This is a genomic window from Variovorax sp. 05N34, assembly GCF_056397405.1.
In genome coordinates this window covers 523,718-536,476 of the sequence record NZ_JBFTNI010000002.1, presented here as the reverse complement: position 1 = coordinate 536,476, position 12,759 = coordinate 523,718, and the positions used below count along the sequence as shown (strand labels likewise).

Here is a 12,759-nt window from a genome sequence, read left to right as displayed (position 1 = left end):
GGTGTGAACCTCACGCGGATGCAGCAGCGGCAGCGGCCGACGGCTGCGTTTCGTATTGGATGCGATGCAGTTCGGCGTACACGCCCCCGAGTGCGATCAGTTCGTCGTTCGGTCCTTCCTCGACCACGACCCCGTCTTTCAGGACGATGATCTTGTCGGCGTCGCGAATCGTGCTGAGCCGGTGCGCAATCATGATCACCGTGCGCCCCTTCATGAGGCGCGTCAATCCTTCGATCACCAGGCGCTCCGATTCGGTGTCGAGCGCGGCGGTCGGCTCGTCCAGGATCATGACGGGGCTGTTGCGGATCACGGCGCGCGCGATGCCGATGCGCTGGCGCTGGCCGCCGGAAAGCGTGTCGCCGCGTTCGCCCACCAGCGAGTCATAGCCGTGCGGCATGCGGCTGATGAATTCGTCGGCATTGGCGAGCTTGGCCGCCGCAACGATTTCTTCCTTGGTGGCATCGGGCTTTCCGTAGGCGATGTTCTCGCCGATGGTGCCCCTGAAGAGCACGGTTTCCTGCAGGACGAAGCCGATCTGCGAACGCAGCGCCGCGAGCTTGTACTTGCTGATGTCGTGGCCGTCGATGAGCACGCGCCCGCCGGTCGGATCGTAGAAGCGCGGCATCAGGCTCACCACGGTCGATTTGCCGCTGCCGGTCGGGCCGACGATGCCCACGACCTGACCGGGCTCGATCTTGAAGCAGACATCGCGGAGCACCGGAGGGTCGTCCGCGCCATAGCCGAAGGCCACGTGCTCGAAGGTGATTTCGCCCTTCGCCCGGCCTGGATCGACCGCATCGGGGTGCTCATGGATGATGTCGTCCGCACCCAGGATCTTCTGGATTCGCTCGAGCGCGACTGTCGTCTGGGCAATCGTGCTCGCCATGCTCGCAAGGTCCTTCACAGGTTTGAAGAACTTGCCCAGGTAGGCCAGATAGACCGTCAACGCCCCCGCGGTCATGGTCCCGGCGACGATGAGCGCCGTCCCCTTCCACAGCACGATGCTGGTGCAGAAGGCAACGACGATGGCGACCACCGGCGACAACAGCGACTTGATCTTTCTCGCCTGCAGGGCCGCTTCAGCGGTGGCGTGGCTGGCGGTCTCCATGTGCGCAAACTCGAGGTCCTGGCGGCCAAAGGCCTTGATCGCGCGCACGGAGCCGAGGCCTTCCTGGACCACGGCGACCACCTCGCTCTGGCGCGCGCGAACATTGCGCGTGACTTCCTTCACCGCCTTCTTGAACCGGAACACGAACAGCAGAAGGAAGGGCATCACCGCCACCGCAATCAGCGTGAAGTCCCAATCCAGCCACACCATCAGTCCGAGCATGAAGATGATGGTCAGCATGTCGATGGCGATGCCGAGCGTCGACGAAGAAGCAAAGTTCTGCACCGTCGCGACATCGCTCGTGATGGTCGACATCAAGGTCCCGGTCTTGGCGCTGTCGTAGAACGCGAGGGACAGCCGATGAAGGTGCTCGTAGATTCGCAGGCGAAGATCGTTTGCGACCCACTGGCCGATACTGGCCGAGTAGTAGTTGTCGATATAGGCCGCGACGCCGCTGATGACCGCGATCAACAGGGTCGCGATGCCGGCAAACAGCGCGACGCCGAGCGTGTGCCGGCCGATGCCCATCTGGTGCGCCCATTCCAGCCATGACGGCAAGTGGTGCTTGCCCAGCGCGTCGTCGAGGATCAGCTTGAGCGGCCAGGGAGCCGCCAGGCTCATCAGCACTTCGACCAGCATGGCGATCAGCACGATCACCAGCCATGTGCGATAGGGCTTCATCAGGCCCAGCACGAGGCGTGTCATGTCCCTGCTCTGCGCCTTGGCGGCACGTGTCGCAACCACTGTTGCGGAATCCAGCGGTGCGGTCGCCGATTTGGGCGGCACCGCCGCTTGGGGAGGGATCGGTATTGACATGATGGGCCCAGGGGCTGGCTAGCCTGGAATTCTCGATTCGAACGCGCCAATGGCAATCCCGGGGGCCACTTACGGTCACGTACGTGATCCCCGCGGAATTGATGCACTCACCCGTAGCCGCCGGGATTGACCCATCGCACAGGCGGTTCGACGATCACTGCCTCCGAGGGCATACGTCCATCTACAGCAGGAACCCAGCAACATGGCATCTCCAGACTTCAGCTCGCTGGTCGCCAGCCAGCGAGCCTTCTTTCTCGAAGGCCACACTCGGCCCGTGGCCTGGCGCAAGGCCCAACTCGAAGCGGTCAAGGCACTCTTCACCGAGCACCACGACGAACTGTGCGAAGCGCTCTGGAAGGACCTGAGGCGCAATGTGAATGACGCGGACCTGATGGATGTCGACTACTGCGCCAAGGAGGCTGCCTACGCGCTCAAGCACATCGACGAGTGGATGAAGCCGATCCACGAGCCGATGCCGCTGGTGTTCGAGCCGGGGTACATCCGTGTGAACCGCGATCCTTTGGGTGTGGCGCTCATCATCGGCGCGTGGAACGAACCTTTCATGCTAGTCTTCGGGCCTCTGGTGGCTGCACTGGCCGGCGGAAACACCGCCGTGCTCAAGCCCTCCGAGATCGCCACCCACTGCGCCGCCGCTGCCGCCCGTCTGGTGCCGAAGTACTTCGATCCACGCGCGGTCGCGGTGGTCGAAGGCGCGGTTCCCGAGACCACGGCCCTCCTCTCGCAGCAATGGGACATGATCTTCTTCACCGGCAGTCCGCCGGTCGGGAAGATCGTGCACCAGGCCGCCGCAAAGAACCTGACGCCGTGCGTGCTCGAACTCGGCGGCAAGAATCCGACCATCGTCCACTCGTCGGCGAACCTGAAGTCGGCCGCCCGGCGCATCACTTACGGGCGCTTCCTGAATTCAGGGCACATCTGCACCGCGCCTGACCACGTGCTGGCATGGCCCGAGATCAAGGATGAATTCGTGCAGCACATGAAGGACACGATCCGCGAGTTCTACGGCGACGATCCGAAGCAGAGCCCGGACTATGGACGCATCATCAATCGTCGCAACTTCGACCGCCTCGCGGCACTGCTCGACAGCGGCAGGGCCGTGGCTGGCGGCCAGACCGATGCCGATGAGCTGTACATCGCGCCCACAGTGCTGGTGGATGTTGCAGTCGATTCGCCGATCATGAAGGAAGAGATCTTCGGACCGATCCTGCCTGTGCTGGAGATCGATTCGGTCGATGCGGTCATCCGGTGGACCAACAGCCGCCCGAGCCCACTGGGGCTCTACATCTTCGCGGAGGACAAGCAGGTGGTCGACAGGATTCTTTCGGCCACGCGCTCCGGTGATGCCGAAGTCAACGACTGCGCCATCCATCCGCTTTTTCCGGAGCTTCCATTCGGCGGCGTCGGCAATTCCGGCATGGGCAAGTACCACGGGCGATGGGGATTCGAGGCCTTCACCAACGCACGCGGGGTGCTCCACCACAGCAGCGCCGTGGACCCTGGCGTGCGCTATCCGCCCTACGCCAGGCACGGGCTCGAGCGCACTGTCGTCAACAAGCTGATGCCCTAGCCGCGGCGGCGTCATGATGCTCGATGCGGTCCTGCTGTCGCGAATCCAGTTCGGGTTCCTGATCAGCTTCCACATCATCTTCCCGGCATTCACGATCGGGCTGGCGGCGTGGCTGGCCACCATCGAAGGCGCGAGGCTGGCGACTGGCAACAACCTCTATCGGAGAGTCTTCGATTTCTGGCTGCCGATCTTCGCTGTGTCTTTCGGAATGGGGGTGGTCACCGGCATCGTGATGGCATTCCAGTTCGGCACCAACTGGGGTGTGCTGTCGGCAAAGACAGGCGCCATCCAGGGGCCGCTGCTGGGTTACGAGGGGTTCACGGCCTTCATGCTCGAAGCGACCTTCTTCGGCGTGATGCTGCTCGGGCGCGACCGCGTGTCGCCGCGCTTCTACTTCGTGGCGTGCTGCATGGTGTCGCTGGGCACGATGTTCTCGTCCTTCTGGATCCTGGCCAACAACAGCTGGATGCAAGTGCCGCTGGGTCACACCATCGTCGACGGCAAGATCATCCCGAGTGACTGGATGCAGATCGTGCTCGGTCCTGTCCAACTGGTGCGATGGCCGCACATGCTGCTCGCGGCCATGCTGACGACGTCGATGTGCGTGTCCGCAACTGGCGCCTGGTATCTGCTGCGGCGCGTGCATGTCGACGAAGGCCGGATGATGCTGCACTGGGGACTCGGGCTGGCCGCGGTACTGATCCCGGTTCAACTCTTCTTCGGGCATCTGACGGGCGAGTACGTGCTGAAGCACCAGCCGGCAAAGTTTGCCGCCATCGAGGCACGCTGGAAGAACGAGCAACCCGCGAGCGAAGTGCTGATTGCCATTCCCGACGAGAAGAATGAACGCAACCTCTATGCCATCTCGGTGCCAAGGCTGGGCAGTTTCATCGCGTCCGGCAACTTCACCTCGGCGGAGCGGGGCCTCGAATCGTTTCCGCCGGAGGACCGGCCGCCGGTGCTGATTCCTTTCTTCGCGTTCCGGCTGATGGTCGGCATGGGACTCGTCATGCTGGCTGTCTCGTGGGTTGGCAATCTGCTGCGCTGGCGCGGCAAGCTGGAGTCCTCGCGCTGGTTTCTCTGGTGCGCCTTCGCGGCCTTTCCGACGGGCTTTGTCGCCATCCTCACGGGCTGGTACACCGCCGAGATCGGGCGCCAGCCCTGGGTGGTCTATGGCCTGCTGCGAACCGCGGATGCCGTCACCCCTTCGCTCACCGCCAGCGACGTGATGACATCGCTGATCGTCTACGTGGCGGTCTACTGCCTTTTCGTTACCTTCGGCATCTACTACATCTACAAGCTGCTTCGGGACGGACCGCGCGCCAGGACGAAGGTGACGGCCACCGTCACGGGCAGCCGGCCGCTCGCCATTGCGGCGCACACTGAAACGCCCGCCGACGTCAGGGCCAAGGCCGGAGGCATCGCATGAGCCAGGCCCAGCCCAGCGATCTGGCGCTCTTCTGGGCGGCTGTGATCGCCGGGTCGATCCTGGTCTACGTGATCCTCGACGGCTTCGATCTCGGCGTCGGAATCCTCTTCGGCACCACGTCCGAAGAGAGCCATCGGTTGTCCATGATGGAAACGATCGCGCCCTTCTGGGACGGCAACGAAACATGGCTGGTGGTGGTCGGCGCAGGCTTGTTCGCGACCTTTCCCGTGGTCTATGCCGTGTTTCTCGGCGCTTTCTACCTGCCCATCCTCCTGTTGCTCGTGGGCCTGATCTTTCGAGGCATCGCCTTCGAGTTCCGCTTTCACAGCCGCAGGATGCGCTGGGTCTGGGACACCGGCTTCTTCCTCGGCTCGACGATGGTCGCGTTCGTCCAGGGAGCGGCGGTGGGGGCCTTGATGCGCGGGCTTCCCGTGGCAAACGAGCAGTTCGCAGGCACTTCCCTGGAGTGGCTGCATCCCTTTTCGGTGCTCACCGGCTTCGGCCTCGTCCTCGGCTATGCGCTGCTCGGCGCAGGCTGGATCGTGCTCAAGAGCGAAGGCGAGCTGCGCGCCTGGGCCTATCGCCGCATTCCCTGGCTGGCAGCGTCAGTCTTCGCGGTCATCGGGCTCGCTTTCGCCGTTTCGCTCACGGTCGACGCGGGAGCGGTCGCGCAGGGGCACCTCGCCGATCGGCCCTGGGGTTGGGTCTTTCCGGTGGTGGCAATTGCCGCGCTGATCGGCGTCCTCACCGGCGCCCGCTCGCGCAGGGATGGCGCCGCCTATGCGATGACCGTGCTGTTCATCGCCGCAGCCTACCTGACGCTGGGAGTGATGTTCTGGCCTTACATGGTCCCGTATGCAGTGACGGTCGGCAGCGCGGCAGCGCCGGACGAATCGCTGCGCTTTCTCTTCTATGGCGGTGTCGTCGTGCTGCCCGTGATCGCGCTCTATACCTTCGGCGTTTACTGGGTGTTCCGCGGCAAGGTACGCGGCGCCCAGGCCGATTCGAGGAACTAAAGCGACAGATCTCTCCCGGCGGTCCTGCTATCTTCAAAATCGCAGATCCGCAAGCTTTCCAGGAGAAATCCATGTCCTTGTTTTCGTTGGCCGGCAAGGTGGCCATCATCACGGGCTCGTCGCGTGGGATCGGGCGCGCCATCGCCGAACGCATGGCTGAACAAGGCGCCAGGGTCGTCATCTCTTCACGCAAGCCGGAGCCCTGCGCCGAAGTGCGTGATGCGATCAACCGCAAGCACGGTGACGGCAGCGCGATCTCGATCCCCGCGAACATTTCCTCCAAGCAGGAGCTCAAGCACCTGGTGGAAGAGACGACCCGGCAGCTCGGCAAGGTCGACGTGCTGGTCTGCAATGCGGCGTCCAACCCCTACTACGGGCCGCTGGCAGGCATCGAAGACGACCAGTTCCGCAAGATCCTCGAGAACAACGTAATCGCCAACCATTGGCTGATCAATTTCGCGGTGCCCCAGATGATCGAGCGCAAGGAAGGGTCGATCATCATCGTCTCTTCCATTGGCGGGCTGCGTGGATCGCCGGTGATTGGTGCCTACAACGTCTCGAAGGCTGCCGACTTCCAGTTGGCCCGCAACCTGGCCGTGGAGTATGGGCCGCACAACGTGCGCGTGAATTGCATCGCGCCCGGCCTCATCAAGACCGACTTCGCGCGCGCGCTCTGGGAGGACCCGGAGAACCTTCGGCACCGCACGGCCAGCACGCCGCTGCGGCGCATCGGCGAACCCGACGAGATCGCGGGCGCCGCGGTTTTCCTCGCATCGCAAGCGGGCGCTTTCATGACGGGGCAAAGCCTCGTCATCGACGGCGGCGTGACCTGTTAACGCCATCAGGCAGAGGAACACATGGACTTCACACTTTCAGAAAAGCAGGTGCATTGGCGCGATCGCGTCGTCGCCTTCATGAATCGCCACGTCTACCCGGCGGTGCCGCTTTACATGCAGCAGATGAAGGACTTCGGCGAGAACCGCTGGCAAGTGGTTCCCATCGTCGAGGACCTCAAGGCCAAGGCAAAGTCCGAAGGTCTGTGGAACCTCTTCCTGCCGCTCGATTCGGTGCCCGAAGGCAGCCCCTACCGCGGCGCGGGCCTGACCAATCTCGAGTACGCGGTCTGTGCCGAAGAAATGGGCAAGGTCAACTTCGCGTCCGAAGTCTTCAACTGCTCGGCGCCGGACACCGGCAACATGGAAGTGCTCATCCGCTACGGAACCGATGAGCACAAAGCGCGCTGGTTGCAGCCGCTGCTGGCGGGCGAGATTCGCTCCGCCTTCCTGATGACCGAGCCGGACGTAGCCTCTTCGGACGCAACCAACATCCAGACCGAGATTCGCCGCGACGGCGATCACTACGTCATCAACGGCCGCAAGTGGTGGTCTTCAGGCGTGGGCGATCCGCGCTGCGAGATCGCAATCGTCATGGGCAAGACCGACCCCGACGCGACGCGCCATTCGCAGCAGTCGCAGATCGTCGTGCCGCTGGACACACCCGGCATCGAGATCGTGCGCATGCTGCCGGTGTTCGGCTTCGACGATGCGCCGCACGGGCATGCCGAAGTGGTGTTCCGCAATGTGCGGGTCCCGGCGTCGAACCTGCTTCTGGGCGAAGGCCGCGGCTTCGAGATTGCACAAGGTCGGCTCGGCCCCGGTCGCATTCACCACTGCATGCGAACCATCGGCAGCGCCGAAGTCGCGCTGGAGAAGATGGTCAAGCGGCTGCAGTCGCGTGTGGCTTTCGGCAAGCGCATCTCCGAGCAGTCGGTGTGGGAACAGCGCGTGGCCGAAGCGCGCATCGACATCGAGATGACGCGTCTGCTGTGCCTGAAGGCGGCGGACATGATGGACCGCGTCGGCAACAAGGTGGCGCGACTCGAGATCGCGATGATCAAGGTCGCGGCGCCGCGCATGGCGCTGAGGATCATCGACGACGCGATCCAGGCGCACGGCGCCGGCGGCGTGACCACCGACTTCGGCCTCGCCAAGCAGTACGCGAGCATGCGCACGATGCGCCTGGCCGACGGGCCCGACGAAGTCCACAACCGGGCGATTGCCCGGATGGAATACGGCAAGTACCCGGCGGCCTGACGGCACTTACTTCATCAGGTCGCTCAGGTTCACCGGCTTGATCTTGCCGCCTTCAACGGTGGCAACCACCGGATCGACGATGGTTCCGCCCACGTCATCCACACCCTTGAAATCCCCGGCGTTGGTTTCCTTCGGCAGCTTGGCGAGCGCCTCGCCCATCTTGGCGCGAATGGCGGCGGCATCGGTAGTCGTGCCCGCCAGCTTCATGGCGTTGGCCAGGGCATGCGTCAACGCGTAGTTGTACGAGGATTCGGTCGTCGGGTCCTTGTCCGCGCCGTAGGCCTTGCGGTAGGCCGCGGCGAAGGTCTTCGGGCCGACGCGTTCGTCGTAGGACACCGGCAGCACGCCGATCGAGCCTTCCAGCGGCGCGAGGCCGCCCGTGACCTTGGCCATCTCGTCGAGCTTGGCCTGGTCCATGATCAGGAAGCCGCCCTTGAAGCCGAGTTCGCGCGCCTGCTTGGCGACCAGCGCCGTCGGCTCCGACGGACCGCCGATGAACAGCACGTCCGGCTTCTCGGCCAGCACACGGCTCACGCCGCTGTAGAAGTCGGCCGAGCGGTTATAGGACATGGGGTTGTTCGACACGATGGTGCCGCCGGCCTTCTCCCATGCGGGTCCGAAGAGTTGCGTCCAGTTCTTCGCGTACTCGTGGTCGCCAGGCAGCATGCCGACCTTCTTGCCGAACTTCGTCATCTCGTAGCGCGTGAAGGGCTCGATGTATGAATTGAAGGTAGGCGGAATGCGCACCGTGAGCTTGTTGCCCGTCTCTGTGATCTTGGGCGTGCTGGAGTACGCCATCACGATGAACTTCTCCTGCTCGTTGAAGGCCTGCATGGCGTAGATGCCGCCGGAGTGCGGCACGAACACGGCCGGGGTCTGGTATTGCTGCACCAGGCGGCGGGCATTGATCGCGGCATCGGCTGGCGAGTATTTGTCGTCGAGCGCCACGAGTTCCAGCTTGACCTTCTTGCCGGCGACTTCGAGGCCGGAGGCGTTGATCTCCTTGATCGCCATTTCCATGCCGTTGACCACGTTCTTGCCGTACAGCGCAGCACCGCCGCTCAGCGGCCCGGTGAAGCCGATCTTGACGGTGTCTTGCGCCAACGCGCTGCCGGCTCCGAAGGCACCGGCAAATGCGGCGGCTATCGGCAGCAGGGCCAGGCGACGACGGGGAAATGCAATTACGTTCATGAGGAAATGTCTCCGGTTGATGGAAAGGAAAGATGGAAGCGGCTCACGCGCCGATGTAGGCAGCCCGCACCGCTTCGTTGTGCAGCAGCGATTCGCGATCGCCTTCGAGCGTGATGTGGCCGCGCTCGATCACATAGGCCCGATGCGCGATCGCCAGTGCCGAGTACGCGTTCTGTTCCGCGAGCAGCACGGTGGTGCCTGCCTGGTTGATGCGCTGGATGACTTCGAACACCTGCTTGACGATCAGCGGCGCCAGCCCGAGCGAAGGCTCATCCAGCAGCAGCACCTTGGGTCGCCCTAGCATGGCGCGCCCGATGGCCACCATCTGCTGCTGGCCGCCCGAGAGCGAACCCGCGGGATCGTTCTGCTTCTTCTCGAGGATCGGAAAGAGCTCGAAGACTTCATCGATCGAACGCTGGATGCCCGCCTTGTCGCGCCGATGCACATAGGCGCCGAGCGCGAGGTTCTTTCGGACGGACATCATCGGGAACAGCTTGCGACCCTCTGGACAGTGCACGAGGCCGGCGCCGACGATCTGCGCGGGCCGCTGGCCGACCAGTTCGCGATCGCCGAAGCGGATGCTGCCGGCGCTCGGCTTCTGGATGCCGCTGGCCGCCATGAAGATCGAGGTCTTGCCAGCGCCATTGGCCCCCAGCAGCACGACCAGTTCGCCGGGGCCTGCATGCAGCGTGACGCCGCTCAATGCGCGAAAACTGCCGTAGTGCAGGTCGACGCCTTCAAACCGCAGCATGGTCCGCTCCCAGGTAGGCTTCGATCACATGCGGATCGCGCCGGATCTCGGCGGGCGTACCCTCGGCGATCTTGGCGCCGTTGTTGAGCACGACGATCTTGTCGGCCAGTCGCATGATCATGTCCATCTTGTGCTCGATCAGGCACACGGTCTTGCCGTGGTCCACCAGCTTGCGGATCAGGGCCGCGAGGCCGACTGTTTCTTCTGGATTGACGCCGCCGGCCGGCTCGTCGAGCAGCAACAGTTCGGGTTCGGTGGCGAGCGCCAGCGCAAAGGCCACGCGCTTGCGCTCTTCCTGCGTGATGTCGGCCGCAATGCGATTCGCGACGTGAGAGAGCCCGACGAACTCGAGCGCCTCGCGCGCCTTCTCACGGCAAAGGCGTTCTTCTTCCTTGAGGCGCTGCGTATTCGCGAGCACGTCCCACAGGCCCGACTTCGTGCGCAGGCGATGGCCCACGATCAGGTTGTCCAGCACCGTCGCGTTGTCGAACAGGTGCGTGGCCTGGAAGGTGCGCGCGATGCCTAGCTTGGCGACGTGATCGGGCCGCATGCCGGTGACGTCCCTGCCGTTGAAAGTGATGCGGCCGGAGGTCGGCTTGTGCGTGCCTGCGACGAGGTTGAAGAAAGTGGTCTTGCCGGCGCCGTTCGGGCCGATGATGGCGCTGACCTGTCCGCGCTCGAAGCGTGTCGACACCTGGTCGACGGCGGTAAGGCCGAAGAACTGCTTCGTCAGTGCATCGATTTCAAGCATTGCCCTGCGCCTCCCTTGCGCTTGCATCGTCAGCCGTCGTCTCGCCCGGCTGCCGCCCTGCCCTCGCCGCATCGGCGCGCTGCGCACGCCGCTTGAGCCACGTGCCAACGATGCCATCGGGCAGGAAGATGATCAGCGCGATCAGCACGGGGCCGAACACCACCATGCGGTAGTCCTGCAGGAACTGCAGGCTCTGCGTGAGCCACGTGACGAGGAAGGTGCCCACGAGCGGCCCGAGCAGCGTCCCGATGCCGCCGACCAGGACGAACATGATCAGGTCGAAGGTCACTGTTTCACTCGCGAGATCCGGCCCCAGGAAGCGGACCTGCCCTGCGTACAGCGCGCCCGCGAATCCCGCATACACGACCGACAGCACGAAGGAAAGCGTCTTGGTGCGCATCAGGTCCACGCCGAGCGCTTCGGCCAGATCGTCGCTGTTGCGCACCGCCATGAAGCTTCGGCCGAGCAGCGAACCGACGATGCGCGACATGATCCAGATGCCCAGCGCGAGAAAGGCCAGCACCAGGTAGTACTGCGACAGCGGCGTTCCGAACTGCACCGGGCCGATGCCGGTGGGCGCGGGGATCCCCATGATCCCGACCGGTCCGTGGGTCAGGCTTTCCCACTTCTCGATGAGCAGGAACATGATGTAGCTCACGCACAGCGTGAAGATCGAGAAGTAATGGCCCCTCAGGCGCAACGAAAGCAGCCCGATGAAGTAGCCGAGGATGCCGGTCACCACGCCCGCCAGAGCGAACGCAATCCAGAAGGGCACGTGATGATCGACCGTCAGGATGCCGACCGTGTAAGCGCCCACCGCCATGAAGGCCCCGTGCGCCAGGTTGAACTGGCCGGTGTAGCCGGTGATGAGGTTGAGCCCGAGCGCGGCGATGGCCATGATGAAAGCCTGCGTCGCGACCGAGATCAGGTAGTTGTTCTGCGCGAAGAGCGGAAACACGAGCGCCACGGCGGCGAGAAGCGCCCAGCCGGTCTTGCCTTGAAGCCACTTCATCAGCGCGCCCCCTTCGCCGTGAAGAGGCCCTGCGGCCGGAACGAAAGGATCACCACCAACAGCACGAAGGCGATGATGTCCTTGTAGTCCGTCGAGAAGTAGAAGCCGCCAAAGCTCTCCGCCATGCCGATGATCAGCCCGCCCACGATTGCGCCCGGAAAGCTCCCCATGCCACCCAGGATGATGATGACGAAGGCCTTGGTGATGACCAGATTTCCCATCGCGGGATAAACGAGGTTGATCGGCGCATACAGCACCGCGGCGATGGCCGCGAGCGCGCCAGAGATGGCAAACACCAGCAGCGTCACGCGCGTGGCGTCGATGCCCACAAGCGCGGCGCCGTCGCGGTTCTGCGCCATGGCGATGATGGTCGAGCCGAGCACCGTGTGGTTCAGGAACAAGTGCAGCAACACCATCAGCCCGAACGCGCCGGCGATGATCAGCAGTCGCTGCAGGGGCGCGGTGAGTCCGAAGATCTCCACCACCTGCCCGTAAGGCGTCGGCATGCGATGAAAGTCCGCACCGAACAACGCCTGCGCGCCGGCTTCGAGGAAAAGCAGGATGCCGATGGCGGCGATCATGTCGTGCAGTTCGGGGGCATTGCGCAGCGGATGAAACACCAGCCTTTGCGCGAGCATCGCAATCACCGCGACGATGGCCGCCGCTCCGGCCATCGCGAGCCAGTAGTTGACGCCCAGCTTGGCCATCAGGTAGTAGCCAGCGAATGCGCCGCTCATGTAGAACGCGCCGTGCGCGAAGTTCGGCACGTGCAGGATGCCGTACACCAGCGTCAGCCCCAGCGCGACGAGGCTGTAGACACCGCCGATGGTGAGACCGTTCAGGAATTGTTGAAAGAAGAGTTCCACATGCTTCCTCGGGATGGCCCGGGATGGCTCCGGGTTGAGACAGCGGTCATTGTGGAAGCGCGGGCTGCCGCGCGGGCTCAAGGTTTGTCCGGAGAGCGCGTCACTTGAGAGACACCCAGGAGACAGTCACTCCTACCG

Annotated in this window: 11 protein-coding genes; 5 read left to right on the top strand and 6 right to left on the bottom strand. The window is 63.9% G+C overall.

The annotated features are described in order from the left end of the window. Positions 1–10 precede the first annotated feature (10 nt). Complete coding sequence (locus tag AC1DMA_RS06855; RefSeq protein ID WP_478143690.1) at positions 11–1,924, bottom strand: ABC transporter ATP-binding protein; 1,914 nt, start codon at positions 1,922–1,924, stop codon at positions 11–13. Between the two features lie 202 nt (positions 1,925–2,126). Between AC1DMA_RS06855 and AC1DMA_RS06850 the strand changes: the two genes are divergently transcribed. From AC1DMA_RS06850 to AC1DMA_RS06830, 5 genes are all read left to right on the top strand, one after another. Beyond that, entirely contained in the window at positions 2,127–3,512 is a 1,386-nt protein-coding gene (locus tag AC1DMA_RS06850) for an aldehyde dehydrogenase family protein (protein WP_478143689.1), read from the top strand. A gap of 13 nt (positions 3,513–3,525) precedes the next feature. Continuing rightward, positions 3,526–4,941 carry a cytochrome ubiquinol oxidase subunit I gene (locus AC1DMA_RS06845; RefSeq protein WP_478143688.1) on the top strand — a complete coding sequence of 472 codons (1,416 nt, stop codon included), beginning with the start codon at positions 3,526–3,528 and terminating at the stop codon, positions 4,939–4,941. Then, a complete protein-coding gene (gene cydB, locus AC1DMA_RS06840; RefSeq protein WP_478143687.1) occupies positions 4,938–5,957 on the top strand; it encodes a cytochrome d ubiquinol oxidase subunit II in 1,020 nt (339 codons plus the stop codon). The genes AC1DMA_RS06845 and cydB overlap by 4 nt, the downstream gene beginning before the upstream one ends. 71 nt (positions 5,958–6,028) lie before the next feature. Beyond that, the gene (locus AC1DMA_RS06835; protein WP_478124364.1) at positions 6,029–6,793 is read left to right on the top strand and encodes an SDR family NAD(P)-dependent oxidoreductase; all 765 of its coding nucleotides are present in this window, start codon (positions 6,029–6,031) and stop codon (positions 6,791–6,793) included. A 21-nt stretch (positions 6,794–6,814) separates the two neighbouring features. Next, a complete protein-coding gene (locus AC1DMA_RS06830; protein WP_478143686.1) occupies positions 6,815–8,050 on the top strand; it encodes an acyl-CoA dehydrogenase family protein in 1,236 nt (411 codons plus the stop codon). A 6-nt stretch (positions 8,051–8,056) separates the two neighbouring features. Here AC1DMA_RS06830 and AC1DMA_RS06825 read toward each other — a convergent pair whose 3' ends face one another. The 5 genes from AC1DMA_RS06825 to AC1DMA_RS06805 are packed head-to-tail and all read right to left on the bottom strand — an operon-like array spanning position 8,057 to position 12,621. Next, complete coding sequence (locus AC1DMA_RS06825; protein ID WP_478143685.1) at positions 8,057–9,241, bottom strand: ABC transporter substrate-binding protein; 1,185 nt, start codon at positions 9,239–9,241, stop codon at positions 8,057–8,059. A 43-nt stretch (positions 9,242–9,284) separates the two neighbouring features. Then, entirely contained in the window at positions 9,285–9,992 is a 708-nt protein-coding gene (locus AC1DMA_RS06820; RefSeq protein WP_478143684.1) for an ABC transporter ATP-binding protein, read from the bottom strand. Continuing rightward, positions 9,979–10,743, bottom strand: coding sequence for an ABC transporter ATP-binding protein (locus AC1DMA_RS06815; RefSeq protein WP_478143683.1), 765 nt, complete (start codon positions 10,741–10,743; stop codon positions 9,979–9,981). The genes AC1DMA_RS06820 and AC1DMA_RS06815 overlap by 14 nt, the downstream gene beginning before the upstream one ends. Then, positions 10,736–11,755 carry a branched-chain amino acid ABC transporter permease gene (locus AC1DMA_RS06810; protein ID WP_478124359.1) on the bottom strand — a complete coding sequence of 340 codons (1,020 nt, stop codon included), beginning with the start codon at positions 11,753–11,755 and terminating at the stop codon, positions 10,736–10,738. The genes AC1DMA_RS06815 and AC1DMA_RS06810 overlap by 8 nt, the downstream gene beginning before the upstream one ends. Continuing rightward, positions 11,755–12,621 (bottom strand): branched-chain amino acid ABC transporter permease, encoded by an 867-nt coding sequence (locus AC1DMA_RS06805; protein WP_478124358.1) that lies wholly within the window; start codon positions 12,619–12,621, stop codon positions 11,755–11,757. Before AC1DMA_RS06805 ends, AC1DMA_RS06810 begins: the two co-directional genes overlap by 1 nt. Positions 12,622–12,759: the final 138 nt, after the last annotated feature.

Coding starts and splice junctions, on each gene's coding strand:
- AC1DMA_RS06820 (WP_478143684.1), bottom strand. CDS start 9,992: ATGCTGCGGTTTGAAGGCGTCGACCTGCACTACGGCAGTTTTCGCGCA.
- AC1DMA_RS06835 (WP_478124364.1), top strand. CDS start 6,029: ATGTCCTTGTTTTCGTTGGCCGGCAAGGTGGCCATCATCACGGGCTCG.
- AC1DMA_RS06825 (WP_478143685.1), bottom strand. CDS start 9,241: ATGAACGTAATTGCATTTCCCCGTCGTCGCCTGGCCCTGCTGCCGATA.
- AC1DMA_RS06850 (WP_478143689.1), top strand. CDS start 2,127: ATGGCATCTCCAGACTTCAGCTCGCTGGTCGCCAGCCAGCGAGCCTTC.
- cydB (WP_478143687.1), top strand. CDS start 4,938: ATGAGCCAGGCCCAGCCCAGCGATCTGGCGCTCTTCTGGGCGGCTGTG.
- AC1DMA_RS06845 (WP_478143688.1), top strand. CDS start 3,526: ATGATGCTCGATGCGGTCCTGCTGTCGCGAATCCAGTTCGGGTTCCTG.
- AC1DMA_RS06855 (WP_478143690.1), bottom strand. CDS start 1,924: ATGTCAATACCGATCCCTCCCCAAGCGGCGGTGCCGCCCAAATCGGCG.
- AC1DMA_RS06815 (WP_478143683.1), bottom strand. CDS start 10,743: ATGCTTGAAATCGATGCACTGACGAAGCAGTTCTTCGGCCTTACCGCC.
- AC1DMA_RS06810 (WP_478124359.1), bottom strand. CDS start 11,755: ATGAAGTGGCTTCAAGGCAAGACCGGCTGGGCGCTTCTCGCCGCCGTG.
- AC1DMA_RS06830 (WP_478143686.1), top strand. CDS start 6,815: ATGGACTTCACACTTTCAGAAAAGCAGGTGCATTGGCGCGATCGCGTC.